Below are 21,673 nucleotides of genomic sequence, written 5' to 3'. Positions count from 1 at the left end.
TAAAGGATGAGAATAGATGAAGAAAATAATCAACATTTTATCCAATATGCCTCGTAAGTACTTAGTTATATTGGGAATTATAGTTTTAGTAGTAGGCGTTGCTACCTATAATATTATTCATCGTTACATGATGAAATCTCAAGTACAAGAGGAAGAGCAAGTAAATCAAGATGAAATCGAGATGCTTGGAGATAAACCAAAGGGATTTGATACAAAAGAAGAGGAATATATAGCAAAGACCAAAACTGTAGAGGATTTACTACGAAAAATTTCTAACAGTAGTTATGATGTCCCATATTTGTTTACAAAGGCTGGATTTGGTATTGAACCAATGAAGATGACAAGCAATGAGCGTATGCTTGCTACAGAAGCTGTACAACGATATTTCCTAAATGGGGATAAGTTTTACAATGCGCGAATTACCAAAATTGACCGTGGGAAAAAAGTAGATACCTTTCATATTGAAGTTTTAATTCAACAGGTAAACTTCTTAGAACCACGACAATTTAAAGTGCAGGTAAACCAATATGCACAAATTGTAACACCAATTGCACAAATTCCACATGGACAAGAAGAAGTACCTGTGGATTAAGAAGAAAATGAGGGTTGTGGAAGAAAAACACAACCCTTTTATAAAAAATAAAGAGTACCTAAAATTACTTATTTAATATTCATAATTTTCAGATATAATATAATCATGGTTAAACGAAATTTGTATATAGCGCTAAAATGAATATGGAGGAATACAAATGAGAATGTTAATTGGAACAGTTGCGAATTTTGTTTCGGGGTATTATATAGGACGAAATTCCGGATTATTAGGAACGTTGCTTGGATGGGCTTTTTTGTTGGGTGGTGGCTATCTATTAATAGAAAATTGGGATAGCATCACAGCATGGATGCATAGTTTGAATATTGTACGAGGATTAGATGGTTATGAAGATATGAGCAATGGTTTTATTTTCATCTGTTTGGTAGTAAGTGGCTTTATTCTCATCTTGTTGTCCCCACTTTTCATTATTTTATTAATAGTTTGTTTCGTTTTAATGAATATTGTTGCTTGTACACTTGTGTTATTAACATCACCAAGTACATATATAAAGAAGAAAGATAAGGAGAATGAGTACAATTCTAGTTTTAGGTGGATCAAATGGAAGAACGTTAGAGAAGTTGGCCAAAAAAAGAAACTGCCAGGTTATTTTCCATGATGGGAAAAATCACGGTGGCGTAAAGAAAACGTTTCGAAGCGTTATCAAAAAATGCGATGTTATTGTCATTCAAAAAGGTGCATGTGGTCATGTATCTATTGATGTAGCAAAAGAGTACGCAAAGAAGTATGATGTCCCACTATTATTTAATCCGGGATTTGGTGGAACCGGTGCGCTTGAAATGGGATTAAAGCAGCTGCAAGCGGCTTGATTTTGGTAGGTAGTCTGAGATAAATATTTGGACATTAAATCATTTAATCATTATATATTTTTTATCAAATTAGTAATCACTTAACTTACTAAAATTTGAATTTTATTAAAAAAGACACTGCTTCACAGTGTCCAACTTACTACGAGAGTTTTATGAGGCAACTTAAATAGGTGATTTTAAGTTTCTCTATAATATATGAAACTGAGGTTAAAAAATCACTTTTTTTTTAACGAGTTTAATGGATATTTATATGTGATGAAATCTTTGTTAAAAATATCTTGTACTAATTGGATAGTTTCATGATCATAAAAACTATCGTAGGTTGGGAGGCGTGGGAATAAAGGGTCGGTAATATCAGCATCTGCAAAATTACCTTTAAAAATTGCCTTGTCCTTCTGGTGATGCCATGATTTGGTCAGTATGTGTAAAGGAGAAGGTTTCAATTGATATATTTGTTCCAGATGTACAATTTCGTTAGAGAAATTTTCGAGGTAGATATAATTTGTAACAAACTCCTCCTCATCTGGTACATATTGCTGCATTAAGTGTGGATCTACTTGTTCCAAATCTGTCATTTGTGTTTTTAAGTAATAGAGAAAGATTTTAAATGAAATAGGCTTATTACAATTATCATCACCATAATAAAAACGTCGAATGGGCTTCCATGCCGGGTTTTCTATGTAAGGGGGAGCATTAGTGAGAAGAATGAACTTACAGTTCTTGTATATGGATTTCTGACTAGTTTATAGGTGTTTTTTCTTTCTACATATAAAGCTGCAGCTAGTTCAATAAAATAGTCTGAGGAGTTTTTATATATTTCATTTTCGTAATGATGGATGAAAGAATTGTACTTTATAGCTTGTTTAAATAAATTAATTTGATAAAAAAACCAATGTGCAAGGGAAGTACAACCACTTTTTTGACTCCAAAATAAAATCAAAGGGAAGTTAGGGTTGAAGTGGGGAACGCGTCCATAATTAATAATATTTGAAATAGACATTTTAACCCTCCATTTAATTAAGGTAAATTACTTTTAGTATATGGGTAAAGAACCTGGCATATGAACAAGAGATTTTGGATTGTATGCAAAAGAGATCCTAAAGCTGATTAAGAAGCATGAATGCGAGTTATAAAAAGTGTTATTGTATATAAATTCAAAAAGAGTACATATTTGATATGTACTCTTGAAAAAAGGAAGTGTATATAAGTGATGAAACACTATACTACAACATATGCTTGTCTCATTTAAAAGTGCAAGGAATATAACAAAATAGTTATTTTAATCAAAAAGAGAACCATTTGCTCTAAGGTGCTCTTCGACCAAGAACTATATTTTTTATTTTTTATAGTCCGTATAAATGTATGAATTTCATAAATAAAGAGTGAATCAATTTTTAAAAAAATTCTTATTTGACAAAAAATAAAAAGAGCACTGATCGAGAGCGCTCCTTATGCCTCATTATAACGAAAGTGACGAGCTCACGTTATACAGAAAGGTAGTAGTATTGTATGTCAAAGCATGAGATCGGTTAATGGATTTAAATAAAATTTTAAAAATAAAAAAGAGGCCCTAGTAAACTAGGACCACAATCGAAGTATCATCTCTAAAGTGAAAGTAAAAAGATTGATATGGGATGATTTTAACATGAATTATTAAATTAAGAAATGGCGATATTTATAAAATCCTTATTTTAAAGCTAAAGAGTGCCTTGTAGAGCACTCCTTATGATGCTTATGTTCGATCTTAGATTGATTTCTTGCTTAGAGAAATAAAATACTCTTAAACAAAGTTTAAATAGACAATCCAGCCCATAATTACAATATAAAACACCGCACAAAAGAAGATTAAAATGTATTTTAATGTCTTGCTCATATTAATTCCTTTCTAAAAGGGGATTATTTGGATTTTAATATGGTATGTAAAAAAGGTGCATTTATACAAGGGAAGGGTAGCCAGCAAAAGTAAACGAAATCTTTATTTCAACAGAAAAAAAGAGCGCCCGAGAAAGCGCTCTTTGACCAAGATTTATATTGAAAAGTATCGGCAATTAAATCTTATGTATGTTTTTATTTTATGTGCAAGTTTGAATCAAATTGTTATTTGAAAGTAAATAAAAAAAGAGCACACATATAAGTGTGCTTCTAGACTAAAAGGTTTGAACGTATGGACTGGAGTGCCCTATACAATAACATATGCTTGGCCATTTAAAAGGTGAAAAAGTTTTAATAAAATCGTTATGTAATCGTGAAATAAAAAAGAACACTTACAGAAGTGCTCTTAGTAAAATGCCTATCCCTCTTGCTGGTAAAGGATACGTGGTATTATATGTGATGTTTTGATAAGCGTGAAACATTTTTATATAAAAAAGCTATTTGGATGGAAGAAACCTTTTTGAAAAGGACCTGTTGTGAGGGTAGGTCCTTTTTCAGAAAGGCTATTAACGAAGTGTAAGTTGAGGCTACCTATATGATAAGAGATATTACTTATTTTTTCTATATGTTGAGTATTGAAAAAATATGCACTTAATAAAAAAGCTATTTTGCGTCTGAAAAAAAAGGAGTGACTTATTAGGACACTCTCAGTTGCTAATAAATACCCAGTCTCATTAAAGTATATGTAAATTTTAACTAATAATGATTATAAAAACTTCATTTTATACAATAAAACAGCTAGCATGATTAGCTAGCTGTCCTGGTAAGAAAAGAAAATGTTGCTGTTGTAATTGCGAATTACAACCATAGTATGAGCCGAAGCGAAAATGTTATGCAAGAAAGTTAAATAAAAATTTCATTTTATAGAAATAAGGAAACTCTTTTCTAGTTGGCTGCCCATGTTGTAATACATACTTTTGTCCGACATGTAGGGTGAATCAGGGAGAGCTAGAAACAATGGAAGAAGATGGTGATATAGAACAACTAGAAGAAAACTAAAACAAACCATATTTGAGGGAAAGGGGGATATTAAGATGGAATTAAGTAAGGAAGTACAAGAAGTGTTTGAAATTGAAGAAGAAAATGTAAAGTGTATTAAGGGCGGATTCGTAAGAGAAAAGGTTAATTAAATAAAAAAGTGAAGGGTAAATACATAAACATGAATAATAGTATTTTACATAAATCAGGTTATATTATACTTATATATTTTATAATGATTCAATTTGTTGGGATTATAGGTGTACAATTGCTTGCGAAGACAGGTTGGTATGATATTCAGGGGAACCAACAGCAAGCAATCCAACAACTTCTTGTGCATTGGGACCTAATTGGATTTTCACTTATGCTAATAATCATTTTTCTTATATTTAGTAAAGAATTGATGAATGATCCAAAGTTATCAATTAAATTATCAGGAAGTTTATTCGTAAGGATTTTAGTTGGGATTATAGTAGTATTTCTTGCGCAGATAGTAGGTAGTATGTTAGATAAAAGTATATTTCAGTTAACTAATCAATCAGCAAATACGTCTAATACAGTCGCTGCTGCAGCAATATCTCCTGTGGCACTTATTTCAATTGTTCTTCTTGCACCGTTAGTAGAAGAGTTTGTTTTTCGTTACGCGGCCATAAACATTTTAATGTCCAAGTTTAAGCAAACTTGGAGCATACTAATAAGCTCATCGTTCTTTTCTATCATGCATTTTGATTTTCCATTTATATTTGGATATTTTTTAATTGGAGTTATACTAGCTTTAGTATATGTGCGTACCAATAGGTTACTAGTATCATTTGTTGTTCATGCTAGTATGAACTCAATTGTTGTTATACTCCAGATTTCTTGATGAAAAGCAGCGGATTCGCGCAACTTACTAGTGATTTAGTTTTTTTATGTTTATGAATTTTAAAGTTATGGTAAGATTAAAAAGACTAGATTTGAAAATGTGGGTTCAAGTTGCTGTATCGAATGAATTGCACAAAAAAACCAATTCCATTACACGGGAATTGGTTTTTTTGGTGTGTGTTTTGTTAGCATAATAATTGACGGCCTAAAGGAGAGTTGTTTCTTTGTAGTTTAGTATAACTCAACCACAAAGAAAGTTCAAAATAAATTGATAAATATTTACACATTTTAAAAATACCGCTCAAAAATGTGAGGATATGGTTTATAATAGTGGTGAAACACTCTCCTATATTTCTAGTGATTATAACTTTTATCTGTTTTGGTGCGAAATCTGTTGAGGGATTTTGCACTTTTTTATTTGTTGTTTAATAGGATCAAAATGATATAGTGACCACTATTTCTTGTAAACTCCTTTTCTCCATACCCACTCAATAGGACCATAGCGGAAATATTTACTCCAAATTTTGCTGAATATAATTTGTACAAAGATAATTAAAAGCCCAAAGATACATAGTTGCCAGTAATATACGTGTGAGACATCTTTAAAGTACAACGAAAGTATGACAATGGTTAGTATACTTTGGCTAATGTAATTCGTTAAAGCATACTTACCTACGTTCATAAAGGGCTGCAGCCACTCTATATATTTTTTATTCTCACACACTCTAAGTAGGGTACAGATATAGAATATAGCTAGCGTTTTCCCTCCAAATAGAATCCATAGTTGTACACCCTTAGAGTAATAGACATCCATTTTTATAAAATAGTAGATAATGGGACAAGAGAGAAGACATGAAATGCATAGCGAACTCCACTGTAAAAATCTAATCTTCTTTATTAACCCCGGTATCCTTTTTAAAATATCTTTCTTACCAGCCCATAAACCTATTAAAAATAAGCCTATATATTCTGGAATTGCAATTAGTAGTTGTTGGGGTTCCTCTATCATCAGAAAAAACAAACGTGCTTTTACTTGATTTAAATAATGTGTAAATAGATTTACCGTGTGGTTGGTAGTGTTGCCTGTAAACATATATTGATAGTAAGTTGGCACTTCAAGAATAGAAGAACTTGCTTGTAAAAATACAATAATACGTAATACATAACTAACCGTTAGGAAACTACAACCAGCTATAAAAATAAGCTTAGTAGATCGCTTATAAAAGAACAATAGAATAAATCCTGCTATAGCATACGCATGTAGAATATCTCCATACCATAGAAAGGTGCAGTGAAGTAAACCGAAGGCTAATAAAATACACAGTCTGCGAATAAACAACTTATACATGGGGTATCCTTTTGCTTCTGTATTTTTCATAAAGATATAAAAACCTACGCCAAATAAGAATGCGAAAATAGTATAGAACTTTGCTTGTATAAACAAATCTACTAAAAAACGAATCGCTTTATCTGTGCCGGAGTAACCTGCCTGATTAAAGGGATCTAGTCCCGTCATAGTAGGTAGATTCGCAAAAAGGATACATAGTATGGCGATACCTCTTATTATGTCTAAAGATTGAATACGGGCGTTTTGTTGCATATTAATTCTCCTTTCGTACAAAGAAAAACGAGCACTATACTAGCTAGCACTCGAATTACGTCTTGCAAAGAATCCATCATAGGTAGCAGCTGACACAGCTCCTTCTAAACGTTCAACTTCTTCACCTCTGTTATAAGCTACAACAACTGGAGTACCTGGAATGTCGAACTCTTGAAAGGCACTTTGATTTTCTGGGGTAGAGATATCAATACGATAGATGGTTCTATCATGCTTTTTTGACATACTATTTATATCTGGTGCAGCCTTTTTACAATAATGACAGGTTGGTTGATAGTAATACGCAATGAACTCTTCATAGGATTTTATTTTTTGCTTTAATTCTTCTTTTGAAATATCTTTTATATTTTCAGGTAATCCTTTTACATCTGCAGCAGATACAATTGTTTTTTCAGGTGTTACTATTTCTGTTTTGACTGATTCATTTTTAGTTAAAGTAAAGATCGTGATACCAATAACACATAAAGTTGTTATAACTGCTCCGATTTTGTAGATTTTTTTCATAGTAAATTCCTCCTTAAAGTAAAAAAAGGACAAACCTCGCCCGAGTTAACAGGGCGTAAGGTTTGTCCTTCACGCTACGTACAATAGAGTATAAACAATGGAAACAAATTTTCTATCTACATAATACCACGAAATCTATATAGAATACTATAAGAATTTTAAAAGAAAAGTAAAGGGATAACTTAGTTTTTATAATTTCATGTACCAGAATTTATTTGAAAAATTTATAAACACCACAATAGAGGGATTCTCTGTGTTGTATCCCATTGTTAGGAAAAAAAATACTCCGTCATTTTGCGTAAAATTATGCAAAAAACAACCTCTAAAAAAGTTGGTATATTTATGAAGTATGTCTTAATTACATTTTGTTTCCCTGGACCCGTATGAATATGAAGGAACTGTCCACTTAATAAATCATACTCAAGCTGAATCTTTACTCCCGCTGTATGGCTGCATCCCCCTGCACCTGGATAAACGAATGAAAAAGGATCTGGAAGTTGAAATGACGTTGAATCTAGGATACGAATACGCTTGAAAATAGAAGTGTATGGAGAATAGAGAAGCTTAGTTGAAGATAACTTTTGGTTGAGAAGTTCGGCTAACACTTGTTGTAGAAATTGCACGGCTGTGGCATTAAATCGTTGATTCAGTCCTTCAGGACTGATAAGTACTTCTGTTGATACCTCTAAAGGTTCTGTTGCAAAGTTTGAAAAAAGCATAAAAAAGTTGGTAAATAAGGACCGATGTTTAGGAAGTAGCTAGTAATTGTTGAAGTTCATTGTACGTGAAGCATGATGAAGATTTTGAAATCCTGTGGAATTGGCAAAACGTCTCTTTATATGCCTATAATCCTGTTCAATAAGATTGTTTAAATGTTTGATTGTACAATGGATTGTAGTTTGGTAAAATCCTTGTTTTCTTAATTTGTTAAATGCGCAAAGTAACGCCAGCGCTTTGTCTGTAGTGAGAATCGTTGGTTCTTCAAAATGTTTTACTAATCTTTTCATGAAGGCATATGTCGCTTGATGATCCCGTTTTTTACGAAGTTGAATATCCAATGTGTGCCCATCTTTATCAATTGCACGATAGAGATAACGCCATTCTCCTTTAACTTTGATATAAGTCTCATCCAAATGCCAAGATAAGCGTGCAGATTTATTTTTCAATTTCCAAATTTGATAGATGAGATTGCTATATTCATGAACCCATCGCATGAAAGTTGTTGGGTGAACTGAAATACCACGTTCTTTCAGGATTTCAGATACATCGCGATAACTTAAAGAAAAACGGCAGTAGTAGCCGACAACTACTAAAATAATATCTTTCTTGAATTGTTTTCCTTTAAAATATCTCATGTCTAATTCTCCTAGATTCTGTTTTCTAGAGTGTATCTTCATGTAGAAAACTTTGCAACAGAACCGATTTCTTTAAGAAATAGGAGGAGGAACGAAACAAAAGAGCAGTTAGCAAAAGCTAACTGCCGAAAGGTCCCAAGCTGCAATCACTGTTAAAAAAGCTGCTTACAGGTAGTATAATAAAGAATTGTGAGGATTATTCGGATGAATAAAAAGAGCACCTTTGAACAGTGCTCTTTAGAGAGGAGCTAATTAAGTTAATTAAATGAATGTAAAAAGAATACCTTTATACACGATGATTCATACTATACATAAAATCATGTCTTATATTTGAGGAATATTACTCATGTCTCACAACTTGAGTATTCCACTTTTTAATTCAGTTTTAGGAAGTTTTTTACACAATTCACTCCGAGAAAAAGCACTGTTCGAACGAAACTCACAAGTCATCGTTTCCCAATAAGTCTTGGTCAAGGAGTGTATGTAACGGCACTCTTTTATTTATAATAAAATGAAATTTTTATTAAGTTCATTTTCACTCCCACATAATATTTTCAATTCTACTTATTATACTATAGCTGTAACTCAAAGTTACATATCATTTACTTGTAGGGCCTAATTTTCTTTTGTATAACAAGCAGTTAGTTAATAAAACTAACTGCTTTGTTGTGTAAAATGAAGTTTTTATATAAAGTTTTCTCAACACCTATTATATGGAAGTTCATTACCTTTTATCATTTTAGCCAAGAAGACTCCTTCCTCAAGGAACGTGAAGTGATTAGGTGGGAGATGAATTGGCTTCGAACAAGGGATGGCAGGAAGCCATCTTACTTGTTCGACATACATAAAGTGTTACTTCACTATCTATCGAATGTACGTTTGGTGTATAATAGTCATATACCGAAATGGAGGTGAATCAAATGATAATTAATAAATCCTTTAAGTTTCGTATCTATCCAAATCAAGCACAAGCAATTCTAATTAATAAAACAATAGGTTGTTCTCGCTTTGTATTCAATCATTTTCTATCCCTATGGGATCACGCATATAAAGAAACTGGAAAAGGTTTAACATATGGTACATGCTCTGCCAAACTTCCTGCCATGAAGAAAGAGTTTGTTTGGCTCAAAGAAGTGGATAGTATTGCGATTCAGTCGTCTGTTCGCAACCTTGCGGATGCGTATACACGATTTTTCAAAAAACAAAATAGTGTCCCGCGTTTCAAATCCAAGAAAAATAACGTACAATCTTATACCACAAAACAAACAAATGAAAACATTGCCGTTGTAGGAAACAAAATAAAATTGCCAAAACTAGGTCTTGTTCGATTTGCCAAAAGTCGTGAAATAACGGGACGTATTGTAAATGCTACAGTTAGACGAAACCCTTCTGGTAGATATTTTGTGTCACTATTAGTTGAAACAGGAGTACAAGAACTTCCGAAAACACATTCTTACATTGGGATAGATGTAGGACTCAAAGATTTCGTCATTTTGTCAGATGGAACCCCCTATGAAAATCCGAAGTTTTTCCGATCATTAGAAGATAAGTTGGCGAAAGCACAGCGTGTTCTTTCTAGAAGAATGAAAGGATCTTCTCGTTGGAATAAACAACGAGTAAAAGTAGCTAGAATTCATGAATACATATCAAATGCTAGAAAAGATTACTTAGACAAAATCTCAACTGAAATCATCAAAAACCACGATGTTATCGGTATAGAGGATTTGCAAGTATCGAATATGTTAAAGAATCATAAGTTAGCAAAAGCAATTAGTGAGGTATCATGGTCACAATTTCGAACTATGTTGGAATATAAAGCAAAATGGTATGGCAAACAAGTCATTGTCGTATCAAAAACATTTCCTTCTAGCCAATTATGTTCTTGTTGTGGATATCAAAACAAAGACGTTAAAAATCTAAACCTACGTAAATGGGACTGTCCTTCTTGTCGTACACACCATGATAGGGATATTAACGCAAGTATCAATATAAAGAATGAAGCCATAAGGCTTCTAACCGCAGGGACTGCGGGGTTAGCCTAATCAATTAGAGTTCGATAGAACTCTTTACTTAGGAATCCCTCACTTCTAAACGAAGTGAAAGTGGGGGTAGTTCAAGGTAGCATATTGGCAATCCCATAAAGTTCTATTGTTCCATTAAAAAGGACCCACACCCCTGATATTATCCCCTTTAGGTAGACAGTGTAAAAAGACCTCACAGGTCTTTTATTTTTACAGCAAATCATTACTTACTTGAACTTATTTTATCACGTTTTAAATATGACTTTTTTAAGCGTTGATTGATTTTTTGTAATTCATTTTCATTTAATTTAATGAGTCGTGGGGTATTTGATGAAATATCGAGTTTGTAGTTGTCTGTAATATTTAACAAATGCTTCATGATCTCTTCTTCATCGAGATTCGGCATTATTTCCATTGTTTCTAATTCAGTCATATATTCTCCTGGTTTTAATACTTTACCAGTCGACAGACCATTTGGAGGTATGGCTGTTAGCGAAATAATCGTTCCTTCAGAATCGTGAATTACAACTAAACGCATTTGATTTCCTCCTCAGTCTTGTTATGCTCCAACTGTACTTACATAAAGGTAAAAACTCCTTATGGTACTTGTTCCTGAATTACGCATTCTAACGTAAACTATTACCTCTCCAGGGGGTCTTTCTTCTATCTTAACTTCCAGAACACTTATTAAATTTTTTTCATATGTAGGCTCATATGCGTGAGGAGTTACAGTAATGGTTGAGTGTCGGAATATATCTGCAGGCCCAATCCAAAATTCTTGCTCAGTTCCCGGTGGCCACCTTGTTGTATAAGGTCTTTGTGTAAGATTAACAACAGCCATTTTTATGCACCTTCCTTTGTTAAATTCTAATTAATTTTAAGTTATAAAATTTAGATGATTTAAATTTTTTAAAAATACACATTACTAAAATATGATAAAAATTACATGTCAAGAACTAATAATTTAATAAATATCGTATTCATGTGAAGTTAACATAACGTCCTATTATCAGCAGTCAAAGATGCATAAAATTTTCGTTATGGTGGGAATTAAAAATCTTAGCTTGATGGGCATGGGGTCACCATATCAAAAAAAGAGAATTGTACGTTTAGACACAATTTAGACAAAAAATAACCGGTTCCTTAACGTACAGGGAACTGGCTATTTTACTGCTTTTTTATAGATTTTTGCCTCGTAATAGTCTTAAATTATCAAAATTTGTTTTTTGATTTAAGTTCCATACATAATCATCTGTCAATGTAATATGTTCTAAATCAAGTGGGATAGAGGATTGCCAGTTTGAATAGAATACAACCGCAGCCCGGGCGGCGTAAGGACAGTATGTGCAGATATTTACAAAATATATAAATTTTTTCTTTTTAGTTTGACCTTCAACTTTAAAAATATGTAAAAAGACATAAAAATGCCTATTCTACAAATAGAACAAAGCAATTTATAAAAGTGCTTTGTGAAAAACAAGCTCTATAAGTAAAAAACATCTATATAATAAGGTATCTGACTCATTTAAATGTGGAACAAGTCGGCATTTTGGATGTTAATAATAGCTAACAAAAAGAAATTGGGGTTTGCTTACTGTTATATAAGATACGAAAAATTTATTATTTGTTACCTAAAGAAAAAGGATGCAATTAAATCATCTCGTTTCAATTAGCCTAAAAAAGTATAAATACTTTCTAGATATATAAATCTAGCCATAATCCAGCCTTTGCCAAAGCTTTGAAGATTACTGGATTTTATTGAGGCTCTTCTTGTTGAACCTCCTGAACACGTGGTTCTAAAGAATCAATAATTGTCTGTGCTTGCTGAGCTGCATTTTGATACAGTTGTTTTGCTTGCTGATTATCAGTATCAAGAACAAATCCTTCTAAACTTGCTTGAGCACTTTTTAATCCAGAAATAGTTTGTTTGAGCTTAGTAATTACTGTCATAATTAAATTCCTCCTTATAATCATGAATTCACTATTTATAATAGTTATTTTCTATCAACAGTATGATTTCTAAATTTTGGTATACTTATAGTTTGAATATATTGACTAAGATTTAAAAAATACTAAACGAATCGTACAGAATAAGGCATGTTAGATGGTTCTTAAAAACAAAGTGAAGTTGCACAATAAAAATGGAAAAACTGATTCGATTCAGCTATAGAGTCATTAAGAATAATAAAAAACTCGTGACTAAAAGACGAGTTTTTTATTATTCGCGATAGTTATTAGTTATGATTCCCTTGTTTCTTTTGGTTGTTAGGCGTAATTTCATTGGCAAACTCCATATTTGCCAAATTTACTTTGGATGGAATAAAGGTTCTTGTTGTATTTTGAACACCTTGGAACATACGTTGGATAGGTCTCATCATATTTGAATTACGCGTTGCTACTACACCAAAAATGGTTCCTAAGCCTAGTAAAGAAACCCAAATCCATCCTCTATTATTATTTCGTCTATTTCTAAATAATTTAAACACTTGCTGAGTTCTTCTTCCAGAATTGAATAATGTCATCAAGAAGTTAAGGATATTCATTTTTTTGCCCCCCTGTAAAAATAATTAGGAAAAAAAACACTAAGTTCAATTTCACATGATTTATGTTGCAATATTTTATAGGAATTTATGATGCCAACTTATACTAATGATTTTTGAGTTTTTTTACTGAAAACCCTAAGATTTCCTAAATATTATTTATCAAAATATGCAAAATAGTGTTATCAAAAATTCAAAAAAGGAAATGAAAACAAAATGAAAAGTTATGTATTATTGGTTTGGAATTTTCTTGATCCAATATATTATAAATTCACTCGCTTAACTTATATTCATAACGAAATTCACAAGGACAATATTTTACGTGTAAGACTCACTCGTTACAAGGGGAAACATGTTATTCTTTCTGATGGTACACAGATCAATAAGAATGATATCTTGGTTAAAATTCATTTACATAATGTTCGTTTAATCAATGAAATGAAGTCCATTAAAAATGACATTACAAAAGGGCGATTTATTTATCAACATGTTAAAAAATCCTTGCCTAGTCTTGGATTATATATTCAAAATCATTCCAGAACAAATGAGATTAAAGGGATAATTGGGATTTCAATGTTAAACAGAGGAGCAGACCGATTAGGTTTTGAATTTGTTGCTATTTCTAATCCTTATTATAAATGGTTTAAATGGTTGGCATTTTTACCAATATGTTTATTATCAAATAATGATTCAATTTTCAAAATGATAAAGAACAATATATCTTCCACACCAGAATATTTATTTATGTCTAAGGAAAATTTATTACAAATATATAATTGGGGTTCAGCCGAGATACGTGTAAAAATAGGTCATAGACTGGAGTTAACTTCCATTACATGACCTTTTGCTGTCTTTATAGGTATATAATGAAATTTTTAACAAGATCTATATAAAAAACAAACGATTCTTTCAACAAGCTGTCGAGGAAGAATCGTTTGTTTTTTATAGTGAGTATCTACATTCCTACACAATTTTTGTAGGTTTAATTAGGTTCAATGCCAAATATAATTAATGTTTAATTTTCTAGATATCTGTATAGCGTGGATTTGCTAATTCCTGTTTCATCTTTTATTTGAGCAAGACTATAATCTCCACTTTGATACATAACAATCGCACGCTTTACATTTTCATCAGGTTTTCTTGGTCGTCCTGGAGTGATTCCTTTCTGTTTTGCTTCGTATAAGCCTTTTTTTGTTTTTTCACTTATCACGTCACTTTGAAAATTAACAAGATGATTTAAAATCAAGCTGAATTGATATCCAGCTTGATTGCTTGTGTCGATTCCCTCAGTAAGAGATTGAAAGTAAGCACCTTTCATATCAATTTTTTCTATTAACTCCACCAGATGGCGTGTTGAATCAGCCAATGTAAAAAGTTTTGTAACGACTATTTTATCACCTGGGTTCAGGTTACTTATCATACTTTTAAGATGTGTTCTTTTTTTTGCTGAAGAATGTTCCTCTGAAATGATTTTTGTGCACTTTACTTTTTCTAAGTTTTTTAGTTGTCCCTCGCATTTCAGATCATCTTGATATGGTCTCATATATCCGATTAACATACATGCTCTCCTAACAGTTAAGATGTTTCTTTTATCATACCATAACTTGGCGTCGAAAAATCAGTATCAAAAAGGTTCCTTTTTGGGACGATAAGTGTTAGACTGTTTTTATTAAATCGTGAACGCGGCTTTTATGAGACTTAAAAGCCACAAAATAAATGATATGAGGTGTATAAAACAGTGGTAGAAAAATTAAAAACAGAATGGTTTTCTAATGTTAGAGCAGATATCCTCGCGGGGATTGTAGTTGCACTAGCATTAATTCCAGAGGCAATTGCATTTTCCATTATTGCGGGTGTAGATCCAATGGTAGGATTATATGCATCTTTTTGTATTGCAGTTATTATTGCCTTTGTAGGTGGTCGTCCTGGAATGATTTCAGCGGCAACAGGTGCGATGGCATTGCTTATGGTTCCTTTAGTTAAAGAACATGGGCTGAATTATTTATTAGCAGCCACAATTTTGACTGGTGTTATACAAATTATTTTTGGGATATTTAAAGTAGCACGATTAATGAAATTTATTCCACGTGCTGTCATGATTGGTTTTGTTAATGCGTTAGCAATTTTAATTTTTATGGCTCAAGTACCACACTTTATTGGCATTTCCAATCTAACATATGTATTTGTTGCAATTACATTAGCTATTGTCTATATTGTACCGCGATTTATTAAATCCATTCCAGCTCCGTTAATAGCGATTGTATTATTAACAGCTGTTACAATTTTTATGCATCTAGACTTACGAACAGTCGGTGACTTAGGAGCGATTACAAGAACATTACCATCGTTCTTTATTCCAGACGTACCATTTACCTTTGAGACGCTGCAAATTATTTTCCCATATTCAATCGCTTTAGCAATTGTAGGGTTATTAGAGTCTTTACTAACAGCATCTATCGTAGATGATATGACAGGAACCGATAGCAATAAAAACCAAGAATCAAGAGGACAAGGAATCGCCAATATTATCAATGGTTTCTTTGGTGGTATGGCAGGTTGTGCAATGATTGGGCAATCTGTAATCAATGTAAAATCAGGCGGACGTGGTAGACTGTCTACGCTGATCGCAGGACTATTTTTAATGTTTCTCATCATTGTATTAGGAGATTTAGTTGTACAAATTCCAATGCCTGTTCTAGTAGGAATTATGATTATGGTATCAATTGGTACATTTGATTGGTCTTCATTTTCTTATTTAGTAAAAGCACCAAAAAGCGATGCAGTAGTTATGTTAGTGACCGTTATTATCGTAGTTGCAACGCACGATTTATCTAAAGGTGTAATTGCTGGTGTTTTATTAAGTGCAATATTCTTTGTTGCTAAAATTTCAAAGATACAAGTAGTGAAACGACAAATTGACTCCTATATAACATTTGATGTAGAAGGTCAATTATTCTTTGCATCAGTAGAAAGTTTTGTAGATGCATTTGATTTCAATGTTAAAAACAGAAGTATTATTATTGACTTCTCAAATACCCATGTTTGGGATGATTCAGCAGTCGGGGCTATTGATAAGGTAGTTATTAAATATCGTGAAAACAGTAACATCGTTACTATACAGAATTTAAATTCTTCTAGTAAAAAACTCGTAGAAAAATTAGCTGTATATAATAATCCGAATAGAAAACTTTCAGCTCATTAATCCAGTATTAGGAGTGAAAACCATGTATAAAAAAATACTATTAGCTGTCGATGGCTCTGAGCATTCCTTACGTGCAACACAAGAAGCAGTCAAAATTGCTTCTTTAATAAAGGATTGTAAAGTTGAAGTTGTATTTGTGGTTGATTTTTCAAAAGCAAAGGACGAAGTTCTTTATGCACAAGGAAAAGAAGAATTAGAGTTGTCACGCCGTAAGAGACTCTTGCCCATTGAAGAAAAGTTGCTATCGCAAGGTGTGTCTTACGAAATTAAAATCTTACACGGAGAACCTGGACCAACAATTGTAGATTATGCGAATAAAGGGAGTTTTGATTTAGTCGTGTTAGGGAGTCGTGGACTTAATGCCTTACAAGAGATGGTATTAGGGAGTGTAAGCCACAAAGTAGTAAAAAGGGTAAAATATCCTGTGTTGATTGTGAAATAACATATAACATTCATACTGTTCCTGATTTTGAAGACTGTTCTTTCAAAATCAGGAATTTTTATATTTAGATATAAAGGAGTTGGAACATGGAGAAATTACAAGTTGGGAAAACAAAGATTTTTGCTTTAGGTGGACTTGGAGAAATCGGAAAAAACATGATGTTGTTGAATACAACGATGAGATTTTTATTATTGATTCTGGGTTTAAATTTTCTGAAACAAAATTATTTGGAAACATTGTATTACGTGATCGCAGGATACTATCGGAAGAAGGAATAATTATTATAAGTCTGAATTTAGATTGCAAACAAAAGAAATTAGTATCTTCTCCATCGATTGTTACTAGAGGATTTATATATATGCGTGAATCCGAAGAACTAGTTAACAAAATGGGAAATATTGTATTTTATTGTATTTCTACTTTACTGAGTGAAGGTATTGTAAATTGGGCGCAAATAAAACAAACCCTTGTAGAGGTGTTAAGTCCATTTTTATATAGTTTTATGGACAGATGTCTCTTAACGTATGATTTGGTATCGTGAGTCCATATAAGAAACAAGGGTATCTACCAGGATTAGCAATATTAATTTCACCAGTACCAAAGCTATAAATCTATTAAAATTACCATACGCTGGTTCCTCGCCCCTATATAGTCTGTTAGTCTTCAGATCGAGATTCTCACTGAATTTCTTTTTAAAACTAAAACCTTATGAAAAACCTTTTCCTCTAAAATACTCCACACGCTTATCTATCCGTCTTTTCTTTTTATATTCTGTAGTCATAAGCAATGCTCCCATTACCAACAAACTATTACTTATAATAACCCAAAACATAGAGACATGTTGCGTTGTTAAAAAACCTGGAATACTTGCAACACACATAAAAAAAATCCGATGAAAGAATACTGCGATACAAACAAATAATATAGTTAATAAAATCAAGAAAAAAGAAACAAATATTTCCATATTAAAAAAATGCCATTGATATTCTATATAAAAGTAAGCTACAGCTTGTATTCCACATCCTAAAAAACCTAGCATATGACCAAAAACATGAATTTTATATCTATCTTGTCTTTTTCCCAGATTCCAAGCTAAACTTATAAGAGTACCCGTTAAAACTCCAATTAATATAAACAATCCTATGTACCATAATTGCCTACCGATAGAAATATCAACAGCATAAAAGCTATAAATTATAAAGATTATGCATAGTCCTATCATTATAATAGCAAAAAAAACATCATATTTTTTATATGAAAATTTCTTCTGCAAAACCAACGAATTTATTAACATACAAGTACATGATACTAAAGCAATATAAATAAAAACTCTCAAATCTCTCTCCCCCTCAACGGTAAATTTTATCATATTTTCCAACTTAAATCCTATGTTCATTCACATATAACTGCTGTAACATAACTAACTAATTCTAATTTTGTATTGCTCATCTTTTATTAAAAAAATATGTTATAATAGATACCCATCACTATCTACCTAAAGGGATTGTATCCTTTTAAAAGACTCCTTATATATAAGGAGTCTTTTAATGTTTACTTATTATTTTATAATATTCTTGATATGACTACATTTAAAAATACGAGTTCGAGTTGCTGTAATAACTAAATTACATACAAAAAACAATTCTAGTACAAAAGAACTGTTTTTTTACGTATAATGAATAGAAATATATCTAGGCGCTTAAGGGGTTCAGCCGAGGTAGGTATAAAAATGAGTCACAGTCTGAATTTTATTTCCATATCTGTTTTTTGGGGCGAAATTTTAAACTGGTACCTATACACTGGACACTTTGAAAAGGATGCATAGCGTGTGGATACCAGTTTAATCGGTGCTGTAATTACCTCTTTTCTATTTTAGCATTTCGTATATCTCCCATAAGACCTTTGAAGAAAAATTGAATAAAGCGTTCTTCGGAAATAACAGTATGATTAGAACAGTCAGTTTTTTGGAATTGGTTCATTGCTTTCTGGTACATGTGGAAATAAAAAATAAGTTCATCTTCCGTCAAGTCCTCTACTATATACTCCTCTTCCATCCCACGCTGAATAAGCTTCAGTAGAAACGGAATGAACTTCATCTCCAGAAAACAATCCACTCTCTCCTGCATCGCAATCAAATCAGCAGATTGCTTCATATAGTCATTAATGATCTTAACAAATTCCATTTCCTCAATCATTATTGTATACATGAGCTTTGGATAAGGTATCTGCATCTGGTCTTCTAATAAATGCTCATATCTCTTTAACTGTTCCTTCATCATTTCGACGATAACTTCAAATAGTAGCTCATCCTTGCTCCCAAAATAATTGTAAATGGAAACTTGAGATACTTTTGCTTCCTTGGCTATCTCTTTAATCGTTTCTGTATGAAACTTGTCTTGGTTCAGCTTCTCTTTCGTTACGGTTAGTATAAGTTGCTTCTTCTGTTCTGTTCGTCTCTCAAATCCATTCAATTGCGCTCCCTCCACTATTCAACTTTATTTTTAAACTATCATGATGTCAAATTTCAAAATTATATAACATATCGAGTGAAATTGAGATATAATAAATTTTGAAATGTGTTGTTAAGTTATTTCAAAACAAGGAGGTGCAACATGAAAACTCTGTACAATCAAAACACGGGCTATTGGTATCCTCGCCTTACCTTATTTACGCTAGAAACGATTATTTTAGCAATTGCCGGCTGGCTGCTTTTTTTTGATGGCGTGGAGGTTTTAAATGCTGGATTTCATTGGAACTTAACAAATGGTGACTCAGAAAGGAATTTGCTTCTATTCATCCTTATTTTAATCGTTTTCATTCGGATGAAATTTACGATGTTTTTTCTATTAAAAAGATCTATGCCATGGCAGGAGGCGTTTAGTATTCCATTGGCTTTTTCGTTGTATTATATCGTTATTCCTCTTCTCAGTTTGACCCATAATAAATCTTTGAACATATGGGATATTGTATTTGTTGTAATCTTTTTCATAGGATCGCTTTTTAATTCGCATGCCGAATGGCTTCGTTATCAATGGAAACAAAATCCTGAACATAAAGGAAAACTGTACACAGGTGGCTATTTCCGCTATTCGATCCATATTAACTATTTTGGCGATGTATTGTGGGTGCTTGCGATGGCACTCGTCGCATGGAACGCGTGGGCATTGCTCGTGCCACTATGGTTGTTCTGTTTTTTCGCGTTCTACAATATTCCGATGCTGGATAAGTACCTTGCTGAGAAGTATGGCGATGATTTCAAACATTACCGTGAAAAAACAAAAACATTTATTCCTTTCTTCTATTAAGAGGCCCCGCAATTGTAACAAGGGGATTTGTATATATACATGATTCAGAAGAACTGACAAAAAACAGAAAAATCATAGTCGAGTGTATATCCACTTTACGGGGTACAGCCAATCGAATGACATAAAACCTAAGCTAAATAAAAAAGCAATTTCCTAGTAACAGGAAATTGCTTTTTATTTAGCTTTTAAATCGTAGTTGGTAATATTCTGTTATATAATTAGTAAAAAATAAGATGAAATAGCTAAAATAACTGCAATAACTAAGAGTGATAACCATACAATTAATGTGGTATGTGCTCGGAACGTTTGTGAGTTAATGTTTTGACGTTTAATGAGATATTGTAAGGTTGCAATAACAATAATACTTATTCCAGCAATAACGGATCCAATTCCTATTCCAATAGCAATCTTATTATGTAATGAGGAAAGCTCTTTTCGAACAGCTAAATGAAGATTAGCTACAAGAAATCCTAAACCAGCAATAGCAATTGCAGTACGTAACCAAGCTAGATAAGTTCTTTCATTAGCTAAATGTTGCTGAATATATTTTGAATCCACTGTTTCAAGGACTTTTGACTTCACTTTGTGTTGCTCCATTACATCGACTCACTCCATTAATCAGCAGTATAGTGTAGATGTGCATATCCTTTTTTACGTCTATACCACACAATAAGAATACTACAAAGTATGCACCCAATTGAGACTAATTGAGCTATTCTTATATGGGATGTTAACATGAGACTATCCGTACGTAAGCCTTCTACAAAAAATCTTCCTATAGAATACCATAATAAATAAGTGAGAAAAATTTCTCCTCGTTTCAAATCAACTTTTCTTAATACGAGTAATACAATCACACCTGTAATATTCCAGACAGACTCGTATAAAAAAGTTGGATGATAATATGTACCATTTATATTCATTTGATTGATAATAAAATCTGGTAAATGTAACGACTCTAAAAATCTTTTAGATACAACTCCTCCATGAGCTTCTTGATTCATAAAGTTTCCCCAACGCCCAATTGCTTGCCCTAAAAGTAAGCTTGGGGCTAAAATATCAGCGATTTTCCAAAAAGAAAGATTTCGTTTTCTTGTAAACCATATAGTTGTTAATACAGCTCCTATAATACCGCCATGAATTGCAATTCCACCATGCCAAATCGCAAAAATTTCAACTGGATTTTCCTTATAATAATTCCATTCAAAGATTACATAATATATTCGTGCTGAAATAATTGAAATAGGTAAAGCTAAAAAGATTAAGTCGTAAAATACATCTGAAGGTATCCCACGTTTTTTTCCTTCACGAGTTGCTAAGATAAACCCTAATATAGCTCCTATACCAATAATAACTCCATACCAATGTACAGCAATGGGTCCTAAGTGAATTGCAATAGGATCTAAGGGTTTAATTTGTTCTGTCATTGAAAAATGCCCCCTTTTATTTAAAATGTATAACAATATATACATAATATTATGTTTATTATAACA

Annotated in this window: 21 protein-coding genes and 4 pseudogenes; 11 read left to right on the top strand and 14 right to left on the bottom strand. The window is 32.3% G+C overall.

The annotated features are described in order from the left end of the window. Nucleotides 1–16 precede the first annotated feature (16 nt). The 3 genes and pseudogenes from AC0L0O_RS21280 (at nucleotide 17) to AC0L0O_RS21270 (ending at nucleotide 1,419) form a co-directional block, all read left to right on the top strand. Nucleotides 17–592, top strand: a complete 576-nt coding sequence (locus AC0L0O_RS21280) for a hypothetical protein (RefSeq protein WP_473786082.1) — start codon at nucleotides 17–19, stop codon at nucleotides 590–592. 157 nt (nucleotides 593–749) lie between these two features. Further along, a pseudogene (locus AC0L0O_RS21275) lies at nucleotides 750–1,127 on the top strand (hypothetical protein); the annotation flags it as partial. Then, the gene (locus AC0L0O_RS21270) at nucleotides 1,120–1,419 is read left to right on the top strand and encodes a DUF2325 domain-containing protein (protein ID WP_473786081.1); all 300 of its coding nucleotides are present in this window, start codon (nucleotides 1,120–1,122) and stop codon (nucleotides 1,417–1,419) included. The pseudogene AC0L0O_RS21275 and the gene AC0L0O_RS21270, both read left to right, overlap by 8 nt. Before the next feature lie 215 nt (nucleotides 1,420–1,634). On the opposite strand, the pseudogene AC0L0O_RS21265 reads toward AC0L0O_RS21270, so the two are convergent. Further along, nucleotides 1,635–2,419, bottom strand: a pseudogene (locus tag AC0L0O_RS21265) (sulfotransferase family 2 domain-containing protein). A 2,091-nt stretch (nucleotides 2,420–4,510) separates the two neighbouring features. On the opposite strand from AC0L0O_RS21265, the gene AC0L0O_RS21260 reads away from it, so the two are divergent. After that, entirely contained in the window at nucleotides 4,511–5,194 is a 684-nt protein-coding gene (locus AC0L0O_RS21260; protein WP_473786080.1) for a lysostaphin resistance A-like protein, read from the top strand. Nucleotides 5,195–5,647: 453 nt separating this feature from the next. On the opposite strand, the gene AC0L0O_RS21255 is transcribed toward AC0L0O_RS21260, so the two are convergent. From AC0L0O_RS21255 to AC0L0O_RS21240, 4 genes and pseudogenes are all read right to left on the bottom strand, one after another. Continuing rightward, entirely contained in the window at nucleotides 5,648–6,793 is a 1,146-nt protein-coding gene (locus AC0L0O_RS21255) for a DUF418 domain-containing protein (protein ID WP_473786079.1), read from the bottom strand. 39 nt (nucleotides 6,794–6,832) lie between these two features. Further along, nucleotides 6,833–7,315: a thioredoxin family protein gene (locus AC0L0O_RS21250; protein WP_473786078.1), complete on the bottom strand. Its 483-nt coding sequence runs from the start codon at nucleotides 7,313–7,315 to the stop codon at nucleotides 6,833–6,835. A 347-nt stretch (nucleotides 7,316–7,662) separates the two neighbouring features. After that, nucleotides 7,663–8,004, bottom strand: a pseudogene (locus AC0L0O_RS21245) (transposase); the annotation flags it as partial. A gap of 87 nt (nucleotides 8,005–8,091) precedes the next feature. Next, a pseudogene (locus AC0L0O_RS21240) lies at nucleotides 8,092–8,670 on the bottom strand (IS6 family transposase); the annotation flags it as partial. A 920-nt stretch (nucleotides 8,671–9,590) separates the two neighbouring features. Between AC0L0O_RS21240 and tnpB the strand changes: the two are divergent. Then, on the top strand, nucleotides 9,591–10,712 hold the full coding sequence (gene tnpB, locus AC0L0O_RS21235) for an IS200/IS605 family element RNA-guided endonuclease TnpB (RefSeq protein WP_473786077.1): 1,122 nt from the start codon (nucleotides 9,591–9,593) through the stop codon (nucleotides 10,710–10,712). Between the two features lie 202 nt (nucleotides 10,713–10,914). Here the strand turns inward: tnpB and AC0L0O_RS21230 are convergent, their stop codons facing one another. The 4 genes from AC0L0O_RS21230 to AC0L0O_RS21215 all read right to left on the bottom strand — a co-directional run bounded on the left by AC0L0O_RS21230 (nucleotide 10,915) and on the right by AC0L0O_RS21215 (nucleotide 13,234). Beyond that, complete coding sequence (locus tag AC0L0O_RS21230; protein WP_473786076.1) at nucleotides 10,915–11,229, bottom strand: hypothetical protein; 315 nt, start codon at nucleotides 11,227–11,229, stop codon at nucleotides 10,915–10,917. A gap of 21 nt (nucleotides 11,230–11,250) precedes the next feature. Beyond that, nucleotides 11,251–11,532 carry a hypothetical protein gene (locus AC0L0O_RS21225; RefSeq protein WP_000301883.1) on the bottom strand — a complete coding sequence of 94 codons (282 nt, stop codon included), beginning with the start codon at nucleotides 11,530–11,532 and terminating at the stop codon, nucleotides 11,251–11,253. Nucleotides 11,533–12,446: 914 nt separating this feature from the next. Further along, nucleotides 12,447–12,641 (bottom strand): DUF1657 domain-containing protein, encoded by a 195-nt coding sequence (locus AC0L0O_RS21220; RefSeq protein WP_473786075.1) that lies wholly within the window; start codon nucleotides 12,639–12,641, stop codon nucleotides 12,447–12,449. A 284-nt stretch (nucleotides 12,642–12,925) separates the two neighbouring features. Beyond that, nucleotides 12,926–13,234, bottom strand: coding sequence for a hypothetical protein (locus AC0L0O_RS21215; RefSeq protein WP_473786074.1), 309 nt, complete (start codon nucleotides 13,232–13,234; stop codon nucleotides 12,926–12,928). 213 nt (nucleotides 13,235–13,447) lie between these two features. On the opposite strand from AC0L0O_RS21215, the gene AC0L0O_RS21210 reads away from it, so the two are divergent. Continuing rightward, on the top strand, nucleotides 13,448–14,071 hold the full coding sequence (locus AC0L0O_RS21210; protein WP_473786073.1) for a YkoP family protein: 624 nt from the start codon (nucleotides 13,448–13,450) through the stop codon (nucleotides 14,069–14,071). A gap of 175 nt (nucleotides 14,072–14,246) precedes the next feature. Here AC0L0O_RS21210 and AC0L0O_RS21205 read toward each other — a convergent pair whose 3' ends face one another. Beyond that, entirely contained in the window at nucleotides 14,247–14,789 is a 543-nt protein-coding gene (locus tag AC0L0O_RS21205; RefSeq protein ID WP_016097421.1) for a recombinase family protein, read from the bottom strand. Between the two features lie 180 nt (nucleotides 14,790–14,969). Between AC0L0O_RS21205 and AC0L0O_RS21200 the strand changes: the two genes are divergently transcribed. The 4 genes from AC0L0O_RS21200 (at nucleotide 14,970) to AC0L0O_RS21185 (ending at nucleotide 17,416) form a co-directional block, all read left to right on the top strand. After that, nucleotides 14,970–16,433, top strand: a complete 1,464-nt coding sequence (locus AC0L0O_RS21200) for a SulP family inorganic anion transporter (protein WP_473786072.1) — start codon at nucleotides 14,970–14,972, stop codon at nucleotides 16,431–16,433. Nucleotides 16,434–16,455: 22 nt separating this feature from the next. Next, complete coding sequence (locus AC0L0O_RS21195; protein ID WP_473786071.1) at nucleotides 16,456–16,875, top strand: universal stress protein; 420 nt, start codon at nucleotides 16,456–16,458, stop codon at nucleotides 16,873–16,875. A gap of 86 nt (nucleotides 16,876–16,961) precedes the next feature. Further along, on the top strand, nucleotides 16,962–17,153 hold the full coding sequence (locus AC0L0O_RS21190) for a hypothetical protein (RefSeq protein WP_473786130.1): 192 nt from the start codon (nucleotides 16,962–16,964) through the stop codon (nucleotides 17,151–17,153). Then, nucleotides 17,063–17,416 (top strand): hypothetical protein, encoded by a 354-nt coding sequence (locus AC0L0O_RS21185; RefSeq protein ID WP_473786127.1) that lies wholly within the window; start codon nucleotides 17,063–17,065, stop codon nucleotides 17,414–17,416. The genes AC0L0O_RS21190 and AC0L0O_RS21185 overlap by 91 nt, the downstream gene beginning before the upstream one ends. Before the next feature lie 165 nt (nucleotides 17,417–17,581). On the opposite strand, the gene AC0L0O_RS21180 is transcribed toward AC0L0O_RS21185, so the two are convergent. After that, nucleotides 17,582–18,211 carry a hypothetical protein gene (locus AC0L0O_RS21180; RefSeq protein WP_473786070.1) on the bottom strand — a complete coding sequence of 210 codons (630 nt, stop codon included), beginning with the start codon at nucleotides 18,209–18,211 and terminating at the stop codon, nucleotides 17,582–17,584. Nucleotides 18,212–18,731: 520 nt separating this feature from the next. After that, complete coding sequence (locus tag AC0L0O_RS21175; RefSeq protein WP_473786069.1) at nucleotides 18,732–19,346, bottom strand: TetR/AcrR family transcriptional regulator; 615 nt, start codon at nucleotides 19,344–19,346, stop codon at nucleotides 18,732–18,734. 141 nt (nucleotides 19,347–19,487) lie between these two features. Here AC0L0O_RS21175 and AC0L0O_RS21170 point away from each other — a divergent pair, with 141 nt between their 5' ends. After that, entirely contained in the window at nucleotides 19,488–20,180 is a 693-nt protein-coding gene (locus tag AC0L0O_RS21170) for a DUF1295 domain-containing protein (protein ID WP_473786068.1), read from the top strand. 210 nt (nucleotides 20,181–20,390) lie between these two features. Here AC0L0O_RS21170 and AC0L0O_RS21165 read toward each other — a convergent pair whose 3' ends face one another. Further along, nucleotides 20,391–20,762 (bottom strand): YidH family protein, encoded by a 372-nt coding sequence (locus AC0L0O_RS21165; protein ID WP_473786067.1) that lies wholly within the window; start codon nucleotides 20,760–20,762, stop codon nucleotides 20,391–20,393. A 32-nt stretch (nucleotides 20,763–20,794) separates the two neighbouring features. Further along, complete coding sequence (gene lgt, locus AC0L0O_RS21160) at nucleotides 20,795–21,607, bottom strand: prolipoprotein diacylglyceryl transferase (RefSeq protein ID WP_473786066.1); 813 nt, start codon at nucleotides 21,605–21,607, stop codon at nucleotides 20,795–20,797. Between the last annotated feature and the right edge of the window lie 66 nt (nucleotides 21,608–21,673).

This window comes from Bacillus sp. GS3m_15504 (assembly GCF_055825275.1).
The sequence above is the reverse complement of the archived record's forward strand: the minus strand, read 5'-3'. Positions and strand labels throughout refer to the sequence as shown.